The sequence below is a fragment of the Brevibacillus sp. AG genome, from assembly GCF_028369215.1.
Classification (GTDB): Bacteria; Bacillota; Bacilli; order Brevibacillales; family Brevibacillaceae; genus Brevibacillus; species Brevibacillus porteri.
Genome location: NZ_JAQMYO010000008.1, coordinates 38,954 through 60,087, shown reverse-complemented (window position 1 = coordinate 60,087; position 21,134 = coordinate 38,954). Strand labels below are relative to the sequence as shown.

The window sequence follows — 21,134 nt, the reverse complement described above, 5'->3', positions numbered from 1 at the left end:
CGACTTTTTGAACTCGGATATAAAATGGAAATACACGTTCGCTTTCTGGATGCTTTGTGTTACAGTAGAGAGTAGAATCTTTGCTCACGGAGAGTGGACTATGCGCATTTTAGGAATTGACCCTGGTATTGCGATTGTTGGCTTCGGGGTTGTGGATAAAGAGGGCAGCCAATTGCGTCCCGTCCAATATGGAAGCATTCAGACAGAAGCAGGATTGTCAGTACCGCTTAGATTGAAACAGATTTTTGAGGCAATGCAGAGCCTTCTGGAAACATATCGTCCCGATGAAATGTCCGTCGAAAAACTTTTCTTTAATAAAAATGTGACGACGGCTTTTACAGTTGGTCAAGCGCGAGGGGTTATTTTGCTTGCGGCAGAGCTGGCTGGTGTGCCGGTCTATGAATATACCCCGATGCAGGTCAAGCAAGCCGTGACTGGCTACGGGGGAGCAGAGAAGAAACAAATTCAGGAAATGACGAAGCTCCTATTGCGGTTAAAAGAAGTACCAAAGCCTGACGACGTGGCGGACGCATTGGGTATTGCGATTACGCACGCACAGTTTCGCGCGTTCATTTCCATTTCGGAAGGGGTTAAGAAATGATTGATTTTGTAGAAGGTACACTTAGTTATCTCGATTCGGAATACATAGTTATCGAAACGGGCGGAATTGGTTATCGACTGTTTTGCCCAAACCCGTACCAATTCGTTCGGTATGAAGGCAACAAAACCAAATTGTTTACTCACCACCATGTACGGGAGGATGCCATTCTGCTGTACGGCTTCGCTACCCGTGACGAACGCGATTTGTTCCGCAAACTGCTTGATGTTAGCGGAATCGGGCCAAAGGGCGGATTGGCCATTCTGGCTGCAGCGACGCCTGAGCAGTTGGTGATGGCGGTTCAACAGGAGAATGTTACCTATTTGACGAAATTTCCGGGGATTGGGAAAAAGACTGCCCAGCGCATTATCCTCGATTTGAAGGATAAATTGGTAGGATACACACCATCTGCGATTTTGACTGTTGCAGCGGGTGATTTGACAGCAGGCGAGCAAGCTGTGTCTGCACTGAACGAAGCGCTCGATGCATTGACCGCACTGGGTTACTCTGATGGTGAACTGCAAAAAATCAGAAACACGCTGTCTGAGAAATCAAAAGAGGGCGATGGTGTAGAAAAGCTCATCAAACAAGGGCTTGCGTTGCTCATGAGGGGGTAGGATTTTGGATTCTCGGATCATCACGACGCATATGAATTGGGAAGAAGATGCGGCGGAGCTGAGCCTCCGTCCTCGCTATCTAAACGAATACATCGGTCAACAGCACGTAAAGGAAAACCTGAAAATTTTTATTGAAGCAGCGAAAATGCGAAAAGAGTCATTGGATCACGTACTGCTGTACGGTCCGCCTGGTCTAGGGAAGACCACCTTGTCGCAAATTATCGCAAATGAGCTGGGTGTGAACATCCGCACGACGTCAGGTCCGGCTATTGAGCGTCCGGGTGATTTGGCGGCGATTTTGACGAATTTGCAAGAAGGCGACGTCCTGTTTATCGACGAGATTCACAGGCTCAACCGAAGCGTCGAGGAAGTTTTGTATCCGGCTATGGAGGATTTTGCGCTGGACATCATTATCGGTAAGGGGCCAAGTGCTCGCAGTGTTCGTTTGGATTTGCCGCCATTTACACTGGTTGGGGCCACGACGCGAGCTGGAATGCTGTCCGCGCCGCTTCGAGATCGCTTTGGGGTTGTAAATCGCCTGGAGTTTTATACAGTTCCGGAACTGACCTTTATCGTTTCGAGGGCAGCCGACATCTTGCAGGTCGTCATTCGAGAAGGCGGGGCAGAGGAGATTGCCAGACGTTCGCGTGGAACACCCCGGGTGGCAAACCGTTTGCTGAAGCGGGTTCGCGATTTTGCCCAAGTAAAAGGTGAAGGCGTCATTACGACAGAGATTGCCAAAGAAGCGCTGGAAAGATTGCAAGTGGATGCCTGTGGTCTCGATCATATTGACCATAAACTGTTGCTAGCGATTATTGATCGCTTTGACGGTGGACCGGTTGGGTTGGATACGATTGCAGCAACAATTGGAGAAGAGTCACAAACGGTGGAAGATGTTTGCGAGCCATATCTCATGCAGATCGGCTTTATGCAGCGGACGCCGCGGGGGCGTGTACTCACCCCGAGTGCGTACCAACACTTTGGTCGGGAGATGAAATCGTGAATCCTGTAGCCAAGCTACTTATTATTGGTGGTGCTGCTTTAATCGTAATCGGTCTTTTGTGGCAGGTAGGAGGCAGATTTTTGCCACTGGGGCGTTTGCCGGGAGATATCGTGGTAGAAAAGGAAAACGTCAAGTTCTACTTTCCGATTGTGACTTGTATTGTGATTAGCATCGTCCTGTCTCTTGGCATGTATTTATTCCGGCTGTTTAAATAGGCAAGTGTGAAGGCCATCGGAGCTCATTGTTCCGGTGGTCTTTTTGCATGCGGGTGTTTGGTCCCATTTTACGAAAAAGGCAGGAGATCAGCCTGCGATTGTCGAAAAACATGGGAAGACATGCCAATTTTTGACGAAATCAAGCTTAGACAAAATCAGGTGGAGAAAGGACAATGGACGACATGAGAAAGAAATGGATGGGGAAAGTCCTTTCGGTGGGCCTGCTATCAGTAGTTCTCGTAGGAGGACAAGTACCAGCGCAGGCTGCCGGCGACAATATCAGAGTTGCGCTATTTGTGGATACAGGACAAGGCTATCGGGGAGTAGTTCCTTCCGTTACGCTAACTGCTGAAAATGGAATGGGAGTCGTGCTCAATGGACCCGAGGGCAAGACAGATTTACCCGAATTAAAGGGAGATGCAGCTCGTTACCGGGTTGATGAATATCATTTGATCGTTGCCGAAACAGGTGACTGGAATCGCGCACAGCAGATTGCACAGCAAATGAGCCAACGAAAATACGAGGGCTCAATCCAGGTGACAAAACGTAACAGTCAGACCGTCTATCAGGTCGTAAGCGGAACGTATGACACGTATCAGGCTGCCGCCAATCAGGCAAAAACGGTTGCCCAAGCAATCGGGCAGAATCCGCTGGTAAAAGGTCCGCATCGACTCGAAGCGGGTAAATTCAAAAGCTTAAAGGAAGCGCAAGAATGGCAAGCGTCATTTGAAGCAGCCGGTATTCCTGCTTATCCCGTGATGGTATCAGATGGGGATAAAGTCAAATATGCGGTTTGGATCGGAGACGAGGTTAGTCCTGATGCTGTGAAAGAATTGAAACGAAGAGCAAACGCCGCATTTCCGTCTTTCTCCTATCAGGAGCCTGCCAGCCAATCTTATGTTATATTGAAGCAGGATGTATACGGATCACCAGATGAAATGATTTGGAAATATGTATTCTCCCCTCAAGTAAAGCTGACAGTTGAAGCGAATAAAGCAGGCGATGAATCGGTGATTGGCGTTGTAGAACGAGAGCAGCGCACATATCGCGGCGAGATGGAGCTGTCGGAATACAATGGTCACTTGACGCTAGTAAATGAGCTTCCAATGGAAGAGTATCTGTATGGAGTCGTTGGCTCTGAGATGGCTCCAGGCTGGCCGGTGGAAGCTTTGAAAACACAGGCGGTCCTGTCGAGAACTCGTGCTGTGTGGCAAGGCAATAAGTATGGAGTTGCCAATGTGTCCGATACGGTTTTCGAACAGGCGTATTATGGCTATACAAAAGAGTCTGATGATGTACGTGAGGCCGTCGACGAGACAGAAGGCGAAATCATTTACTACCAAGGCAAACCAGCTGAGTCGCTCTTCTATTCCAATGCGGGCGGTATGACGGCGGACGGCACAGAAGTATGGGGCAATCCAGTTCCTTATTTGCGATCTGTCGAGAGTAAAGACACATATCCAATGGACAATGCAAGCGTATGGTATCGCGTGGCTTTAGCAGATGGATCGCTCGGCTATGTAAGAAATGATCTAGTCACCGAAACAGGCCAAAGTAATTCAGAGGGACAAAGAATGGCGGTCATTTCGACCGAGAATACCAATTTGCGCTCAGGTCCAAGCACAACAACTCATCGTGTGTTGTCTGTACTCCCTACTGGCGCAGAAGTAACAATCCTCTCAGAAGTAAAAGAAGAAAATGCGTATTCGTGGACGCGTGGACCGTTTACCTCTACAGAGGTTGCAGCCATGATCAATGCCGCGCATGACAAGAACAAAGCTCCACGCATTTCAGGGAACGTAACGAGCCTGAAAGTGACAGAACGCGGTCCATCTGGACGTGTGATCGCGATGGAAGCAAATGGGACGCCGATCGTCGTTTCTTCACCGGATGCTTTCCGTTCTGTTTTTCAACAAGGTGGCTCCTCTCTGCGCAGCACGAAGTTTGAAGTAGAAATGATCAATGGTTCGCAATTCATCTTCCGTGGTACTGGCTTTGGGCACGGACTTGGTGTTTCGCAATACGGAGCTCGTGCGATGGCAGAGGAAGGGTATGACTACAAAGATATCTTGCAACACTACTACCAGGATGTGACAATCGAAAAGTAAGTCGTTTGCCACAAGATCTACCGCAAAAAGGAGTAACGATTTCGTGGACGTGCAACAATTTGATTTTGATTTGCCGGAGCATTTGATTGCCCAGCACCCGTTAGAAGACCGAACATCATCGAGATTGCTCGTATTAGAGAAACAAACAGGTAATATCGTTCATCAGCAATTTACCAATTTAATCGATCACCTCCAGGCAGGGGATGTACTCGTCATGAATGACAGCCGCGTTTTACCTGCCAGATTGATTGGAGAAAAGGCGGAGACTGGTGCAAAAATAGAAATCCTTTTGTTGAAATCACTGGGGGATGATCGCTGGGAGACGCTGGTGAAGCCCGGGAAGCGGATGAAGCCGGGGACAGAAGTGGTTTTTGGTAACGGTCTATTGCGTTGTGTATGTGAAGACGTGACAGAGACGGGTGGACGAATCGTGCGCTTTTTGTACGAGGGTATCTTTTATGAGATTCTCGACCAATTAGGCTCGATGCCTTTGCCTCCGTATATTCACGCACAACTGGAGGACAGTGAGCGTTACCAGACAGTCTATGCGAAGGAGCGCGGCTCGGCAGCAGCTCCGACAGCCGGCCTCCATTTCACGAAGCCGTACTTGGAGCAAATCGCTGCCAAAGGCGTACAGCTGGCTTACGTGACCCTGCATGTGGGACTTGGGACTTTTCGCCCTGTATCAGCCGATTCCGTGGAAGAGCATGTCATGCACGCGGAGTACTATGAGATTCCCGAGGAAACAGTAAAGCTGGTGAATCAGGCTAAAGCAGAAGGTAGAAGAGTAATCGCTGTCGGGACGACATCATGCCGCACATTGGAGACAGTAGGGCGCGCGAATGGAGGAAAGCTGGTAGCAACCTCTGGTTGGACGGATATTTTCATTTATCCGGGCTACACGTTTTCCATTCTGGACGGGCTCCTGACGAATTTCCACTTGCCGAAGTCTACGCTGGTTATGTTAGTGAGTGCTTTGGCTGGAAAAGAGAATGTGATGCGTGTCTACAAAACGGCTGTGGAAGAGGAGTATCGCTTCTTCAGTTTTGGCGATGCGATGTTCATTTTATAAAAATGTGAACAACCCACCTGTATAAGTGTATACTTATTAGTCAGGTGGGTTTACTTCACCCAGAAGTTTTTCTATAATAGGTAAGACTTACATACATAGCTTGAGGAGTGCAAAGATTTGGCTGTACGCTACGAGTTAATCAAAACATGCAAGCAAACTGGTGCACGTCTCGGTAAGCTACATACCCCTCATGGGACGATTGACACCCCTGTCTTTATGCCTGTCGGTACACAAGCGACAGTAAAGACGATGAGCCCCGAGGAGTTAAAAGCACTTGGCGCGGGCATCATCCTCAGTAATACGTACCATTTGTTTCTTCGTCCAGGGCATGAAATTGTTCGCGAGGCGGGTGGATTGCACGGCTTCATGAATTGGGACCGTGCCATTCTGACTGATTCCGGCGGTTTTCAAGTATTTAGCCTTAGTAACCTCCGTAAGATCACGGAGGAAGGAGTATCCTTCCGTTCTCACCTAAACGGAGAAAAGCTGTTTATTGGTCCTGAAGAGGCTACACAGATTCAAAATGCGTTGGGTGCCGATATTTTCATGGCATTCGATGAGTGTGCTCCTTATCCTGCGGAGTACGATTACGTAAAAAAATCAATGGAGCGAACAACCCGCTGGGCAGAGCGTTGTCTGAAGGCGCATACTCGTCCAAACGAACAAGCTTTGTTTGGAATCGTTCAGGGTGGCATGTTCAACGATTTGCGCGCACAAAGTGCACGTGATCTCGTTTCCATGGATTTCCCAGGATACGCGATCGGCGGTTTGAGTGTGGGAGAACCATTTCCTTTGATGTATGAAGTGCTGGAGCACACCGTTCCACTGCTTCCGACAAGCAAAGCCCGCTATTTGATGGGGGTTGGTTCACCAGATGCGCTTATCGACGGAGCGATCCGTGGCATCGACATGTTTGATTGTGTGTTGCCGACAAGAATTGCCCGCAATGGGACATGCATGACAAGCCAGGGAAGACTGGTCATCCGCAATGCAAAATACGCGCGCGACTTTACCCCGCTTGATCCAAATTGCGATTGCTACACCTGCAAAAATTACACACGTGCTTACATCCGACACCTGGTCAAGTCGGAGGAAACTTTTGGCATCCGATTAACTACCTACCACAACTTGCATTTCTTGGTGAAGTTAATGGAACAGGTGCGTCAGGCGATTGCCGAAGACCGCTTGCAAGATTTCCGCGACCAGTTTTTCGCTCAATATGGATTGGGTGAAGATAGATCTTTTTAATCGAGGGGGATTTTTTTCATGGATGGCTTGACTCAGTTTTTACCGATTATCATCATGTTTGCGATTTTTTACTTCTTGCTGATTCGTCCGCAACAAAAGAAGGCAAAACAACGCAACGCTATGCTTGGTGCTCTGAAAAAAGGCGACAAGATCGTAACAATCGGTGGAGTGCATGGAACGATCCAAGACCTGTCTGATGATACTATCACTTTGCGTATTGCTCATAACGTAAACGTTACGTTCGATCGTGGTGCGATCAACAGCGTAGTTTCTTCCAGCAACGAACCTGCAAAGAGTGAACCAGCGAAGAGCGAAGAAGCAAAAGAAGAATCCAAATAATACATGCGAAAAGCAGGTGGGTGCTCCACCTGCTTTTTTCTGTCTTGTTTTAGCGGCGAGGCTTGATAACTTTAGGTTTACCGCTTTTATGCTTGTTGTTGGAATTGGCCGAATTCACGCCGAGAATCCCACCTAACGCAGCCACTCCGAAAGCGCCGAACAAGAACAGGAAGGTCCCCCATTGCATCGGGGCGTCAAAGCCGAGGAAACCGATCAAGAGGATGAAAAGGAAGTAAGTGAGTCCGGTAAGTCCGCCGTAGTACCAGCCCCTGCCGCCGCAACGACGTCCAGTAACGAATCCCCCGATCAAGAGGGCGATGGCATTGATCACGTACGTAAAATAGGGCAGCGTGCCTTCCCGTATCGAGGTGAAGCTAAGGAGCAAGGTCGCGAGCAACGCTCCAACTAAAACAAGACATGTCGTATACAATAGACCTGTCAGTACAGAGGTAGATGCACTTCGCACGGTATGTACCCCCTTTATTGGAAGTGTTTGTACATCTATATGAGAGGCTTGGCTCACGTATTCATCTTCGCGTTGAACATTGATAGGAATTTTCGTATGATGGATGGGGAACGAGACGGGGGTGAGGAAGATTGATCAAAACGTACTTTTATAACCACTCTGAACAGAAGATGTTTCACGACGTTGATCTGGCAACGAAAGATCAATGGCTGAAATCACCAGAGGATCTACTCTGGATCGATCTGTATGATGTGGGAAACAATGAACTGCCCTATATTGCCAAGATTTTCGACTTTCACCCGCTGGCAATTGAGGACTGCCTGCACGTCAGTCCACGTGCCAAGGTAGACAAGTACGATGACTACTATTTCTTCGTTTTTCACGCCCTGCGTTACAATGAAGAAAGTGATGACGAGATCACAACGGTAGAACTGAACGTTTTTCTCGGCCCTAACTACATCGTGACGATCCACAAGTCCCCGATGAATACCATCGGTCGGATCGCTGCCATGTGTCACCGTAACATTTCTTACTTGAACAGAGGTCCTGACTATTTGCTGTATGCCATTGTAGACGGGATTACCGATGAATATTTTCCCATTATTGATCGGATTAGTGTGCGGATTGACGAGCTGGAGGACGAGATTTATGAGCATCAGATGGAGGAAATTACCGAAGAGTTCTTGGCGTTGAAGCGAACGATTATTTTAATCAGGCGTGTGATCATGCCGCAAAAAAGAATTTTCGCGAACGTCAATGGCCGTTACTCCTTCGATATTTCCGAGGAAAACGTTCCGTTCTACACCGACCTAACAGACCACTTGGAGCGGATTTCCGATTCAACGGAAACCTTCCGTGATCTAGTAAACGGTGCGTTGGATACGTACTATACCATCATTAGCGCCAAAACAACGGAGACGATGCGGGTTCTTACGATCATCTCTACGATCATCCTTCCGTTGACATTTATCACCGGACTATTCGGGATGAATACTTTCGCATGGCTGGGTGAAGAAGCAGAACCGTATATGCTGATCGTGGCACTCGTGATTATGCTAGCCATGACGTTTGCCATGCTTCACATTTTCCGCAAGCGAAAGTGGCTGTAATTGGTGCTAATACTTTCCCTGCCCCCTGTTGAACACTAGTATCAAATGTTCTTGGGGGGCAGCGTAAGTGGATAATCTTACAATGGTGTTACTTCGCACCCTTTTCTCGTATTTTTTCCTCCTGATCTTAGTGCGGTTGATGGGAAAACGGGAATTGGGAAAGCTGTCCGTTTTTGATGTGGTCATTTCGATCATGCTTGCAGAAATGGCTGCATTGGCGATTGAGGATGTCGATAAGCCTGCCCTTCGGTTTTATTTGCCGATGCTGTTGATTGCCTTATTGGAAGTCGCCTTCGCTTATCTGTCATTAAAGAGCAAGAAATTCCGTGATTCAGTGGACGGCTCTGCCGATTTGATTATAGAAAATGGGCAAATCAGGGAGCAGGCGATGCGTCGCAATCGCTTGAACATGGATGATTTGATGGTACATCTGCGGCAAAAAGACGTAAAAAACATTGCCGATGTTGAATTTGCGTTGTTGGAGCCAACTGGACAGATGAGTGTGTTTTTAAAGGAGCAAAAAGAAAAGATTACGAGGGAAGATTTATCGTTGATGAAGAAGCCACAGGTCGGTCCTGTCTCGTACAAAGGTCTACCCATCCCACTGATTCTCGATGGCAAGGTGAGGACGGAGGCATTGAATAAGATCGGACAAAACGAGCTGTGGCTGAAACGAGAAATCCGGAAATATGGAATCAAAGACATTCGAGAGGTCTCTTTTTGCAGCATTGACGAACGTGGCATCATGTATTTGGACAAAAAAGACAAGCCGCTGCAATAAGCGCTAGCGGCGAGGGAAGAACACGGCGAGTTGTTCGCCGATCCACGGAATGCGACGCACGTCTTGTTTGCCCAAGACACGCATGGCGACGAGCAGGACAAAGTACAGCAAGGTGCTAATGAAGGTGCTTGCAGTCAATAGCTGCCCAATGGATACGTCCATAAACCAGTGCTTGGCAATATAGGAACCAGAATAACCCATGAGAAGCATGGCGACCGCGATTTTGCCGAATTCACGAAGGTCGATCGTAAACCCGATTTTTTTGATCAGGCTGGCAAAATGCAGTAATGTCCCAAGCGTAATGCCGATATTAAGAGCAACGACAGCGCCGTGAATGCCGAATGCTGGATGTGCCGTGAAAAAAAACATGGCGACAGTTTTGACGATGGCACTGATCAGTGTATTTCGAAAGACGACCTGAGCGTAATCGAGGCCTTGCAAGGCGGCTGCAAGCGGTGCTTGGAAAAACAGGAAGACGGAGAACGGTGCCAGCTCTTTTAGCAGTACGCCAACCTCCCGATACTCATTGCCGTAGAGCAGGACACATAAAGGTTCTGCAAAAATGGTGAGCAAGACGGTACAAGGTGCTCCGATGACGAGTGTAATCCGCATGGCTTGATAAATGCGGCGATGCACGAGTGGAGCATTTTTTTGATAGGCCGCTTCCGCCACGGCAGGAACGAGGGAAACGGACAAGGAATACGTTAAAAAAGTGGGAAAAAGCAACAAAGGAACGGCCATTCCGGCAAACTGTCCGTACAAACCAGTTGCAGTCGAGGTGGTAAAGCCTGCGATGACGAGCGCGTACGGTACGAGCATCGGCTCTAGTACGTAAGCGATGGAGCCGATGATACGGCTTAGCGTGACAGGGAGTGCGACATGGATGAGTTGCGACAAGCTCTTTTTGCTTGCTGAAACCGTCATGAGAAGGGGCTTATCCAGAAGCTGAGCTGCTGCTTTTTTGCTGCCTTTACGATACTGCCAGAGAATGTACAAGAGTCCGGCGGCTTCTCCAAAAATAATGCTGGCGACAGCCCCTGCTGTGGCGTACTCAATCCCTGCCGATAGAAACGACATCGTCATGACAACGACCAGTGCCATTCGGACGACTTGCTCCACAAGTTGAGAGACGGCAGTAGGGATCATGTTTTGCTTGCCTTGGAAGTATCCTCGCAGGACAAGAGAAATGCCGGAAATCGGGATCACCGGAATGGCTGCAAGCAGAACAATGTGTGCACGAGGGTCCGCGAATAGCATTCCGGATATCCATTGAGCGAACAAGAGGAGCAGGACACAGATGAAGAGGCTAATCCCGCCTGTGACCGACAAGGCTAGTAACAGAAATCGGCGAGTCAGCTGCGGATTATTAGCTGCTTCCGTCTCTGCCACTTGCTTTGCAATGGCAACTGGAAGTCCGAATGTCGTCACAGTAATCAGAAAGTATAAAAGGGGCACAACCATTTGATAAAGCCCCATCCCTTCCGCTCCGATAATGCGCGACAACACGATCCTGTGAGCAAAACCAAACACTTTGGTGATGCCACCAGCAATAATGAGGATGACCGTTCCGTAAAAGAAGGATTGTTTCATGGAAGGCTCCTTTGCAAGGATAAATTCACTCAGTAAAGAATATGGACGTGCCGCTGTCGGCATGACTACTTTGAGGGGGAAATTGGGATGGACCAAGCGCAAAAACAGGAATGGTATGGACAAGTCGCAAGTCTTTGTGTAAGCAAGGCAGAGGAATTTGCTCTTTTGGGGTACGACAACGTGGCACCTGAAGACGTTTGGGAATGCGTCACGAACAGCTATAAAGAAATGCCACCGATACACCAGCTTGTCAACGACATTTTGTCCTTGAAGCCTAACAAGTATATGAATTACCTCATGATTCAAATGTATAAAAATTCGTAGCGATTTTATAGAAACTTCCGGGCGGCCTCTTCGTATACGTACATGTCGCGAAAAACGCAAGGGGTTGGTTACCATGGTTCACTTTTCCAGCAATAATTGACACGTTTTTTTGTACTTCGTTATAATGGGCATATTGGTTTCTCGTCTAGGACGGGACCCTGTTAGGAAAGAGGGGTATTACTACTATGATTAAATGGGGAAGATTCCTCCTGTTTCTGGTCGTTGTAGGGCTTTTGGCTACGCTTATAACAACTACGACCAAGCAGGTGGCAGGAAACATCACACTCGGTCTGGACCTGCAGGGCGGGTTTGAGATTCTGTATGAGGTAGAGCCTCTCGAGGCTGGGCACAAAGTTGATATTGAGCTTTTGAAATCAACAGCACACATGATTGAAAAGCGGATTAACATCGGTGGCGTGGCTGAGCCAGTCACCACTACTGAATTGCCAAACCGGATTCGTGTTCAAATCGCATCACAAACAGCGGATCAGGACAAGCTTCGCGACTTGATCGGAAAGCCTGCACATCTGACGTTCCGAGATGAAAATGGCAAGATTATGTTGCAAGGAAGTGACTTGGCTCCAAACGGGGCAGCAGTTGGTTATGACGAGCTGAAACGCCCGCTCGTTACCCTGAAATTCTCTGAGCCGAAGAAGCTAGAAGATGTCACACGTGCAAACCTGCACAAGCCAATGGCGATCTATTTGGATGAGACGATGCAAACCAATCCGACCATTCAATCGGTCATTACTGGTGGTAGCGCGCAAATTACTGGAAATTACACACAGGAAACGGCACAGGAATTGGCTGATCTGCTGAATTCCGGTGCGATGCCAGCCAAACTGGTTGAGAAGCAAGTAACCTCTGTGGGTGCTTCCTTGGGAACTCTGGCTCTGGAGAAAACCTTGTATGCAGGGTATATCGGAGCTGCGCTGATCTTTATTTTCATGGTAGTTGTTTACCGTATGCCAGGTATGATTGCGAACATTACCTTGGCTGGATTTACCTATTTTTGTATGGTCGTACTCGACTGGATGAATGCGACGCTGACGCTGCCAGGTATTGCTGGATTTATTTTGGCCGTGGGGATTGCCGTGGATGCTAACATCATTACATATGAGCGCATCCAGGAAGAAATTCGTTCTGGTAAGACAGTCCTCTCTGCCTTCCGTGCAGGTGAACGCCGTTCTTTGGTTACGATTATCGATGCTCACGTGACGACACTGATTGCAACGGGCGTACTGTTCTTTTTCGGGACGAGCTCCGTACAAGGCTTCGCTGTTGTATTGGCGATGACGATTATCGTAAGTATTATTACCAACGTGTTTGGGTCTCGCTTCCTCCTTTGGCTGGTTGTCCGTTCCAACATGTTTAAAAAGCCGTTCTGGTTCGGGGTAAAGGAGAGTGAGATCCGTGAGCTATGATAAAGACCATACTGTAGTCAGATTTGACATCGTGAAAAATCGCAAGAAGTTTTTCATTGCTTCCTCTGTGATTATTATCATCGGCCTTCTGTTTACGCTATTTCAAGGGCTTCACCTTGGCGTTGACTTCAAGGCAGGAACTCGCTTGGATATGTTCATAGGAAAAGAATTCAATCCGACTGATTTAGAAGCAGTGATCAAGAAAGAGGTTCCTAATGTGAATTTCAGCAAGGTCACTCCGTATGGTAAAAATCAAGCCTATACACGTTTTGACCAAACCATTTCATCCGACACACTTATGAAAGTGGAAATGGCTCTCAAAGCAAAATATGGCGAGCAGGTCTCGAAGCAGGTTTCGTCGGTTGATCCGAGTATTGCGCAAGAGATGGTGAAAAAAGCAGGGATTGCGGTTGCGATTGCTGCTGTGGGAATTGCCATCTACATCGCGATCCGCTTCCAATGGCTGTTCGGTATTGCATGTGTCGTGGGGCTTGCGCATGACGTGTTTATTCCGATTGCGTTGTTCTCTATCCTCGGGTTGGAGGTAGACATTACCTTTATCGCCGCGCTTCTGACGATCTTGGGTTACTCGATTAACGATAAAATCGTTATTTTTGACCGGATTCGGGAGAACTTGAGAACGATGAAATCCAAGACAATTCCTGAACTGGAGCATCTGGTGAACGTGTCACTGTGGCAAACCATGCGCCGTTCTGTATACACGGTAGCGACTGTATTCTTCACAGCTCTTGCACTTGCTGTTTTGGGAAGCGAGAGCATTCAAAACTTCTCCTTGGCCCTGCTGTTCGGTCTGGTGAGTGGTACGTATTCCTCTATCTTTATTGCAGCCCAAGTATGGGTGAATTTGAAAGAACGGAATATGAAAAAGAAAAAAGAAGTAGTGTAAAGGTGGACGAAGCCGCAGGTGAACCCTGCGGTTTTTCTATTCTCTGTTTTTGTATTTGCCGCAGTTTGAAGCCGCATGAGAGTTTTGCAAAAAACGGTATGTTTTATGCAGTTGTCAGCTTCCTGCTCCATCCTCTATAATGAATGAGGATTGGAGGAAAGCCCATGCTGAAAGCGAAAACACGCTGGAAACTGGCCACCTATGATGAGCAGCTAGCTGCTACTATTGCCGCAGATTGCCAGCTTACTCCGCTCGTATCCAAGCTACTGGTGATACGTGGCATTGACACATCACAAAAGGCTCGTGACTTTTTGCAAGCCGGTCCAGAATTGTTTCATGACCCTTACTTGCTGGATGGAATGGAACAAAGCGTGCATCGCATTCAACAAGCCATTCAAAGGCAAGAACCGATTTGCATATACGGCGATTACGACGCCGATGGGGTTAGCTCCACATCGCTAATGGTACATCTACTGCGCCAACTCGGCGCTGTTTTTGACTACTACATTCCCAACCGTTTTACAGAAGGGTATGGGTTACATAAAGACGCATTGGCGCATCTGCATCATAGCGGCTATAAGCTGATCATCACTGTCGATACAGGGATCAGTGCAGTGGAGCAGGTAGCGTACGCGAACCAGTTGGGTCTTGACGTCATTGTAACCGACCATCACGAACCTCCGGCAATCATCCCGGAGGCATTTGCTGTGATTAACCCTAAGAAGCCCGGCTGTTCGTACCCGTTTGATATGTTGGCGGGAGTGGGGGTCGCCTTTAAAGTGGGGCATGCCTTGCTGAAAGAACCGCCACTGCATTTGGCTGATTTGGCTGCCTTGGGGACGATAGCGGATCTGGTGCCGTTGGTAGATGAAAATCGCATTCTTGCTCGAGCAGGATTAAAGCGCTTAAATCATACAAGGAACCTTGGTCTGCAAGCCTTAATCCGAGTTTGTGGGTTAGCGGATACCGAGCTGTCTGCGGGACATGTAGGCTTTGCGCTAGGACCGCGTCTGAATGCGAGTGGAAGGCTGGAGACGGCTGAATCCGCTGTGAAATTGCTGACGACTTCGGATATGGACGAAGCAGAGAAATGTGCCCAGGCGCTGGACGACTTAAACCGCGAACGTCAGGAAATCGTCGCAGCGATGACTGAGGAAGCTGTACAAATGGTGAATGAGCTGTATCCACCAGACCAGAACAATGTTCTCGTTCTGGCTAAAGAAGGCTGGAACGTGGGCGTGGTAGGGATCGTAGCTTCCCGATTGGTCGAGCTTTTTTACCGTCCAACGATTGTTCTTGGCATTGATCCGGAAAAAGGAACGGCAAAAGGTTCGGCAAGAAGCATTGCAGGTTTTGATATGTATGAAGGTCTGACTGCCTGCAAGGAATGGCTACCGCACTATGGCGGTCATACAATGGCAGCGGGGATGACCTTGCCTGTAGAAAATCTCGACTTATTACGCCAAAAATTAAACGAGCTCGCTGGAGAGTGGTTGTCCGCTGAAGACTTCACGCCGATGACCAAAGTGGACGTTGCGATGAGCATGGAAGAGATCAGCTTGACGGCAGCGGAGCAACTTGAACAGCTCGCCCCATATGGAATGGGGAATCCAACACCGCTTGTTTTATTAGAAGAAGTAGAAACACAAGGGATGCGCACCATTGGGCGAGATGACAATCATTTGAAGTGTACATTGAACAAAGCGGGAACCTCTTTGGATGCAATTGGCTTCAACTGGGCACATGTAACAAAGAGAGTAACGCCCAAGGCACGTTTTCACGTATTGGGAGAATTGTCTGTAAACGAATGGAACGGAAATCGAAAGCCTCAGCTGACGATCCGTGACTTGTCTGTTGGACACCAGCAAGTGTTTGACTGGCGAGGCAGTCGTGACAAGATAGAGAAATGGCAGCAAGTGATGGTGGAGTCAAATTCGGTGACCATTCTGTTTCGCGAGGATAGCTATGAGCCATTGGCAGCGAAAGCGACAAGCGATCAGGTGAATTCCTTGTTTGTGGTTGGTCGAGAGGGGACGAACATCACAGCCTCTTCCAACGTGATTTTGTATGATTTGCCGAAGCATCGTTCCGAATTGGAAGTGGTTCGTGTCTTGCTCAAACAAGCGGAGCGTATATACTGTTTGTTTGGTGATCCGGATTTGGGAATGGAGCGGCTTTCCTGTCCGGGCCGGGATCATTTTAAACAGTTGTACCAGTTTTTCGTCCAGGTGCCAACTGTTAAAAAAATCCATATGGATGCATTGGCCAAAAAGCTGCAATGGAAAAGAAATCTATTAGACGGCATGATCGCCATCTTTATGGAGCTGGAGTTTTTAGTAGAGGAGGCCGAGCAGTACACGTTGCAGACCAACACTGCGAAAAGGCCGCTCGAGAGCTCTATGCTCTATGTGAATTGGAAGGAAGAGGCACAGCTTGCTACGGATTTATTGCTTTCTTCTTCTGATGCAATGATTCAAGCGCTTCATCAATTGGTGGAACCAACCACCGTTTAGGAGGAATTTTTCATGGATTTTAAACAATACATTCGTGTTATCCCAGATTTTCCACAGCCAGGTATTCGTTTCAAGGACATCACTACTCTGTTGAAAGATGGCCCTACTTACAAAGCTGCGATTCAAGACTTGGCTGTCTTCGCTCGTGAAGTACAAGCAGACGTGATTGCGGGTCCAGAAGCACGTGGATTCGTAGTAGGTGCTCCATTGTCGTACGAAATGGGAATTGGCTTTGTGCCGATCCGCAAATCTGGTAAGCTGCCATATGAATCCATCAAGGCGGATTACGACCTGGAGTATGGAAAAGATGCACTGGCTGTACACGTAGATGCTATCCAACCAGGTCAGCGTGTTCTGATTGCAGACGATTTGCTGGCGACTGGTGGAACCATTGAGACAACAATCAATTTGATTGAGCAACTTGGAGGCAAAGTAGTAGGAGCTGCCTTCTTCATCGAACTGTCCTACTTGGATGGACGTAGCAAAATTGGTGAAATTCCTATCAAATCGCTCGTTCAATATTAATTGATACAACAAGGAAAAACGGGTGAAATGCCCGTTTTTTTCTTTTTTCTGCGGCTGTACATACTTTACAGGGGAATTCAGCTTTACAAGACGAACGACATACAAGATAATAGTATGAAATAGACAGACATGATACGTGCAAGTAAGCCTTCGCCTGCGCCAAAAGGCTTGGCAGAGCCCAAGTTTTTCTAGACGTATAGGAAAGTTCAAGTGCTTCACAGTGCATAATGCGTCCAGGCTTAAACTTTCCGGAGCGCATCACGAAGTGCCTCAGCGTCTGCTTCCGGCAATACTTCGGTGAAACTTTCCGCTATAATGCGGTCGCTCCTCCGTGAGAAGGCCTCGATTGAGGTTATTTTACTGAGAGGATAAGGGAAGGAAACTATGATTACCGGCATTGATGAGATAGTAAAAAAAGCAAGCACCTATTTATCACAATCGGATATGGACCTGATTACGCGTGCCTATCAGCTTGCCGAAAAAGCGCATGAAGGGCAAATACGCAAATCAGGTGTTCCTTACATTATGCACCCAATCGCCGTGGCGGGTATTCTCGCAAACCTGCACATGGATGCCGTTACGATTGCGGCTGGATTTTTGCATGATGTCGTGGAAGATACTGAGATTACGCTTGATCATCTCCGTGAGCAGTTCGGACCGGATGTAGCTCTCCTGGTAGACGGAGTGACCAAGCTGGAAAAAATTAAATACAAGTCCAAAGAAGAGCAGCTCGCCGAAAACCACCGCAAGATGCTGGTTGCCATGGCACAGGACATCCGTGTCATCATGATCAAGCTGGCAGACCGTCTGCACAACATGAGGACACTTCGGCATATGTCGGAGGAGAAGCAACGCGAGATTTCCGATGAAACGCTGGAAATCTTTGCGCCACTTGCCCATCGCTTGGGGATTGCTTCCGTCAAATGGGAACTGGAAGATACGGCGCTTCGGTATTTGAATCCGCAACAGTATTATCGGATTGTAAATTTGATGCAAAAGAAACGGGTGGAGCGCGAAGCCTATCTGAATGAAGCATCAGATACGATCAGAGAAAAGCTGGGCGAGTTAAATATCGAGGCAGAAATTTCGGGACGTCCGAAGCATATCTACAGCATCTTTAAAAAGATGACAAGGCAAAACAAGCAGTTCAATGAGATTTATGACCTGCTAGCATTGCGTATCATCGTGAATGACATTCGCGACTGTTATGCGGTTCTCGGTATCGTGCACACCTTGTGGAAGCCGATGCCAGGCAGATTTAAAGATTACATTGCCATGCCAAAGACGAACATGTACCAATCTCTTCATACGACAGTGATTGGACCAAAAGGTGAGCCATTGGAAGTGCAAATCCGTACATGGGATATGCACCAGACAGCTGAGATCGGGATCGCGGCTCACTGGGCGTACAAGGAAGGCAAAAGCATCGTGCAAGGCTCGTTTGCAGAGAAGCTGGGCAGTCTGCGGGAGATTATCGAAGGTGGATCGGAAGAAGCTCCGAATGCGCAAGAGTTCATGGAAAGTCTCAAGCAGGATCTTTTCTCCGATACGGTTTTCGTCTTCACACCAAAAGGCGATGTAGTCGAGCTGCCAAAAGGCTCTGTTCCGTTGGACTTCTCCTACCGGATTCACTCTGCCGTAGGAAACAGAACAATTGGCGCCAAAGTGAACGGCAAGATCGTACCGCTCGACTATGCGATGAAAACAGGCGATATCGTCGAAATCCTGACCTCCAAGCATTCGTATGGTCCTAGTCAGGACTGGCTAAAAATGGCCAAATCCGCGCATGCTCGAAATAAAATTAAACAGTGGTTTAAAAAAGAGAAGCGGGAAGAGAACGTCGCCAAAGGTCAGCAGATGGTGGAAGCGGAGATCAAGTCGCGCAGCTTTGATGTAAAAGAAGCGATGACGGAAACAAACCTGAAGGAAGCGGCAGCCCGGTTTAATTTCCAAGGGGCAGAAGACATGTTTGCCGCAGTCGGCTATGGCGGCATCACGGCTTCGCAAATTGCGACTCGTCTTCTAGACAAACTCCGTCGGGAGCGCGAAGAACAAAACCCGACCATTCCTGAGGTCAAACCCAATCCAGCAAATCGTTCTGCCAAGAGTGAGTCTGGCGTCAAAGTTCGTGGCTTGGATAATTTGCTCGTCCGTATTTCTCGTTGTTGTACACCTGTCCCAGGCGACCAGATTATCGGTTTCATTACAAGAGGTCGTGGGGTATCGGTGCATCGATTGGACTGTCCGAACGTACTGACAGACGAATGTACAGAGCGTCTGATTGATGTCGAATGGGATACCGATTTCAAACATAATTTCCATGTAGAGATCGAGATCACGGGCAATGATCGGAGCGGCCTGTTAAACGATGTATTGCAGGTTGTGGCAGAAACAAAGACGAACATTGCGGCTGTCAGTGGCAAGTCCGATAAAAATCGAGTAGCAACGATTCATATGACCATCTCGATTAGCAATGTGGATCATCTGTTGAAAGTAGTAGAGCGCATCAAGCGCATCAAAGATATTTACTCGGTTCGCCGGATACTGAGCACCTAATCCCTCGTGGATTGGGTGTTCTTGTTTACATAACAGAAAGGATGAGTCAGTGTGAGGATTGTCGTACAAAGAACAAGAGAAGCGAGTGTTACCGTAGCAGGTGAAGTCGTCGGACAAATTGATCACGGCTTAATGCTGCTCGTAGGAATTACGCATGAAGACACAGAAAAAGAAGTAGAATTTGTCGCAGACAAAATTGCGAACTTGCGCATTTTTGAAGACGAGGAAGGCAAAATGAACTTCTCTGTATTAGATAAGGGTGGTCAAATTTTGTCCGTATCCCAATTTACGCTGTATGGCGATTGCAGAAAGGGCAGACGACCGAACTTCATGGCTGCCGCACGACCAGAGCAAGCTGAACCGCTGTACGAGCTGTTTAATGCCAAGCTGCGTGAAAAAGGGCTCCAGGTGGAAACAGGACGTTTTGGCGCAATGATGGACGTGCGTCTGTTAAACGATGGTCCTGTTACACTGATTGTGGAATCGTAATTACAACCATCAGGGGGGGAAACATGGCGCAAGAAGCATTGGTAATAGGTGCGAGTGGCATGCTTACAGAGGTCTCCCGATGGCTGGCTCACCAAGATTATCAAGTAACCGTGCTTGGTCGTGATCCAGTCAAATTAAGAAGTGTCAGAGACGGTTCAACTCATCCAGAGTCGATTCATTTGCTATCGCAAGACTACCACCAGACAGACAGCTTGCGTCAGGCTATCGCCGATCTAGTAGAGAAGAGAGGGCCGATGGATGTGGTTGTCGCGTGGATTCATTCGACTGCGCCGCATGCACTGCCTGTGATCGTAGAAGAACTGTCGCGTCCTGAGAAACGCTGGCAATTGCTGCATGTGTGTGGGAGCGCTGCTTGGAAAAATCCAATGACAGAGCCTAGATCGGAATTCTGTATGTACCGACGGGTTATCCTCGGTTTTACATGTGCAGGTGAGCATGCACGCTGGCTGACAAATGATGAAATTGCAGCTGGGGTGATTGACGCTCTGCAAGCAAAAGAGCGGCAAATCATCGTCGGTCAGGTCGAGCCGTGGGAAAAACGCCCGGCTTATTCATCCATATAGCGAAGTCAACAACAAAAAACGATTGCCGAATGCAATCGTTTTTGTCGTTTCAGTACTGATTCGGGTCAGTGAATGAAATTGGTTGAAGGAAGAATCAGATTTTTGCCGATCAGGTTTGCGGAAATCGGCTTTTTCCCGATTTCTCGTGCCCAAATCGATAGCTGTCCGACATGGTGGATTTCATGAGCGATCATGTGTCGCATAATTTCACCCCATGTGTATGTATCGATGCTGCCGTCTGGCTTCGTATCCTGAAAGGCTCTTGTTTCCATACTTTCATCCCAATTGCGCAAAAATTGAAGCACATCCGGGCGAAAAGTCGCCTCCAGCTCACGAACCTTTTCCAACCGGTTGTGAAGATCGAAGCTTTCTTGAAAATCCGGCCTTCCCAGCATGACTTGAATCCAGCTCCACTCTACATCAATAACATGGAACAATGTGTGCAAAATACCCCCGACACCCCCGATGCGCGGACGAAGCAATTCTTCCATCGGAACATCCTCACACCATTTCAGCCATTCTTCGCGAACCATCCAATTGTACTCAAACATGGTTTTAATAGAAATCACTCCATCCTCAAAGGTTAACTTGTGATCACCTGCGTCCATACCGTGCGTTTGTTGATATTGTGATTGTTTTTCATCCGTCATCACTCCTTTCGATGCC

The 21,134-nt window shown here is 48.0% G+C and carries 21 protein-coding genes; 18 read left to right on the top strand and 3 right to left on the bottom strand.

All coding sequences use genetic code 11. The features are described 5' to 3' along the window. Window positions 1–100 precede the first annotated feature (100 nt). From ruvC to yajC, 8 genes are all read left to right on the top strand, one after another. Window positions 101–601, top strand: coding sequence for a crossover junction endodeoxyribonuclease RuvC (ruvC, locus tag POF51_RS21340; protein ID WP_017247564.1), 501 nt, complete (start codon window positions 101–103; stop codon window positions 599–601). Beyond that, on the top strand, window positions 598–1,215 hold the full coding sequence (gene ruvA / locus POF51_RS21335; protein ID WP_012685581.1) for a Holliday junction branch migration protein RuvA: 618 nt from the start codon (window positions 598–600) through the stop codon (window positions 1,213–1,215). Before ruvC ends, ruvA begins: the two co-directional genes overlap by 4 nt. 4 nt (window positions 1,216–1,219) lie before the next feature. Beyond that, window positions 1,220–2,218, top strand: a complete 999-nt coding sequence (gene ruvB, locus POF51_RS21330) for a Holliday junction branch migration DNA helicase RuvB (protein WP_012685582.1) — start codon at window positions 1,220–1,222, stop codon at window positions 2,216–2,218. Then, window positions 2,215–2,433: a DUF2905 domain-containing protein gene (locus tag POF51_RS21325; RefSeq protein ID WP_012685583.1), complete on the top strand. Its 219-nt coding sequence runs from the start codon at window positions 2,215–2,217 to the stop codon at window positions 2,431–2,433. The genes ruvB and POF51_RS21325 overlap by 4 nt, the downstream gene beginning before the upstream one ends. A 173-nt stretch (window positions 2,434–2,606) precedes the next feature. Further along, entirely contained in the window at window positions 2,607–4,541 is a 1,935-nt protein-coding gene (locus tag POF51_RS21320; protein WP_271756024.1) for a SpoIID/LytB domain-containing protein, read from the top strand. A 43-nt stretch (window positions 4,542–4,584) separates the two neighbouring features. Continuing rightward, window positions 4,585–5,613, top strand: coding sequence for a tRNA preQ1(34) S-adenosylmethionine ribosyltransferase-isomerase QueA (gene queA / locus POF51_RS21315; RefSeq protein ID WP_271756023.1), 1,029 nt, complete (start codon window positions 4,585–4,587; stop codon window positions 5,611–5,613). A gap of 117 nt (window positions 5,614–5,730) precedes the next feature. After that, window positions 5,731–6,861, top strand: coding sequence for a tRNA guanosine(34) transglycosylase Tgt (tgt, locus tag POF51_RS21310; RefSeq protein WP_007717557.1), 1,131 nt, complete (start codon window positions 5,731–5,733; stop codon window positions 6,859–6,861). A gap of 18 nt (window positions 6,862–6,879) precedes the next feature. Then, window positions 6,880–7,200 (top strand): preprotein translocase subunit YajC, encoded by a 321-nt coding sequence (gene yajC / locus POF51_RS21305; RefSeq protein ID WP_017247568.1) that lies wholly within the window; start codon window positions 6,880–6,882, stop codon window positions 7,198–7,200. 49 nt (window positions 7,201–7,249) lie between these two features. Here the strand turns inward: yajC and POF51_RS21300 are convergent, their stop codons facing one another. After that, window positions 7,250–7,666, bottom strand: coding sequence for a TIGR04086 family membrane protein (locus POF51_RS21300; protein ID WP_069850500.1), 417 nt, complete (start codon window positions 7,664–7,666; stop codon window positions 7,250–7,252). Window positions 7,667–7,797: 131 nt separating this feature from the next. Between POF51_RS21300 and corA the strand changes: the two genes are divergently transcribed. Both corA and POF51_RS21290 read left to right on the top strand, forming a co-directional pair. Then, window positions 7,798–8,775, top strand: a complete 978-nt coding sequence (corA, locus tag POF51_RS21295) for a magnesium/cobalt transporter CorA (protein WP_007717563.1) — start codon at window positions 7,798–7,800, stop codon at window positions 8,773–8,775. Between the two features lie 67 nt (window positions 8,776–8,842). Then, entirely contained in the window at window positions 8,843–9,556 is a 714-nt protein-coding gene (locus POF51_RS21290; RefSeq protein WP_069850498.1) for a DUF421 domain-containing protein, read from the top strand. A 3-nt stretch (window positions 9,557–9,559) separates the two neighbouring features. On the opposite strand, the gene spoVB is transcribed toward POF51_RS21290, so the two are convergent. Continuing rightward, on the bottom strand, window positions 9,560–11,146 hold the full coding sequence (gene spoVB, locus POF51_RS21285) for a stage V sporulation protein B (RefSeq protein WP_271756022.1): 1,587 nt from the start codon (window positions 11,144–11,146) through the stop codon (window positions 9,560–9,562). A gap of 87 nt (window positions 11,147–11,233) precedes the next feature. Here spoVB and POF51_RS21280 point away from each other — a divergent pair, with 87 nt between their 5' ends. The 8 genes from POF51_RS21280 to POF51_RS21245 all read left to right on the top strand — a co-directional run bounded on the left by POF51_RS21280 (window position 11,234) and on the right by POF51_RS21245 (window position 20,468). After that, window positions 11,234–11,470 carry a post-transcriptional regulator gene (locus tag POF51_RS21280; RefSeq protein WP_017247573.1) on the top strand — a complete coding sequence of 79 codons (237 nt, stop codon included), beginning with the start codon at window positions 11,234–11,236 and terminating at the stop codon, window positions 11,468–11,470. Window positions 11,471–11,655: 185 nt separating this feature from the next. Beyond that, the gene (gene secD / locus POF51_RS21275; protein ID WP_083261700.1) at window positions 11,656–12,894 is read left to right on the top strand and encodes a protein translocase subunit SecD; all 1,239 of its coding nucleotides are present in this window, start codon (window positions 11,656–11,658) and stop codon (window positions 12,892–12,894) included. Further along, the gene (gene secF, locus POF51_RS21270; RefSeq protein ID WP_083261699.1) at window positions 12,884–13,801 is read left to right on the top strand and encodes a protein translocase subunit SecF; all 918 of its coding nucleotides are present in this window, start codon (window positions 12,884–12,886) and stop codon (window positions 13,799–13,801) included. The genes secD and secF overlap by 11 nt, the downstream gene beginning before the upstream one ends. A gap of 164 nt (window positions 13,802–13,965) precedes the next feature. Then, window positions 13,966–16,314 carry a single-stranded-DNA-specific exonuclease RecJ gene (gene recJ, locus POF51_RS21265; RefSeq protein WP_069850496.1) on the top strand — a complete coding sequence of 783 codons (2,349 nt, stop codon included), beginning with the start codon at window positions 13,966–13,968 and terminating at the stop codon, window positions 16,312–16,314. Between the two features lie 12 nt (window positions 16,315–16,326). Next, the gene (locus POF51_RS21260) at window positions 16,327–16,839 is read left to right on the top strand and encodes an adenine phosphoribosyltransferase (RefSeq protein WP_069850494.1); all 513 of its coding nucleotides are present in this window, start codon (window positions 16,327–16,329) and stop codon (window positions 16,837–16,839) included. Between the two features lie 384 nt (window positions 16,840–17,223). Then, window positions 17,224–19,395 carry a RelA/SpoT family protein gene (locus POF51_RS21255; protein ID WP_017247578.1) on the top strand — a complete coding sequence of 724 codons (2,172 nt, stop codon included), beginning with the start codon at window positions 17,224–17,226 and terminating at the stop codon, window positions 19,393–19,395. A gap of 51 nt (window positions 19,396–19,446) precedes the next feature. Next, the gene (gene dtd / locus POF51_RS21250; RefSeq protein ID WP_017247579.1) at window positions 19,447–19,884 is read left to right on the top strand and encodes a D-aminoacyl-tRNA deacylase; all 438 of its coding nucleotides are present in this window, start codon (window positions 19,447–19,449) and stop codon (window positions 19,882–19,884) included. A 23-nt stretch (window positions 19,885–19,907) separates the two neighbouring features. Next, the gene (locus POF51_RS21245; RefSeq protein ID WP_271756021.1) at window positions 19,908–20,468 is read left to right on the top strand and encodes a short-chain dehydrogenase; all 561 of its coding nucleotides are present in this window, start codon (window positions 19,908–19,910) and stop codon (window positions 20,466–20,468) included. A 65-nt stretch (window positions 20,469–20,533) separates the two neighbouring features. On the opposite strand, the gene POF51_RS21240 is transcribed toward POF51_RS21245, so the two are convergent. Next, a complete protein-coding gene (locus POF51_RS21240; RefSeq protein WP_271756178.1) occupies window positions 20,534–21,028 on the bottom strand; it encodes a DinB family protein in 495 nt (164 codons plus the stop codon). Window positions 21,029–21,134: the final 106 nt, after the last annotated feature.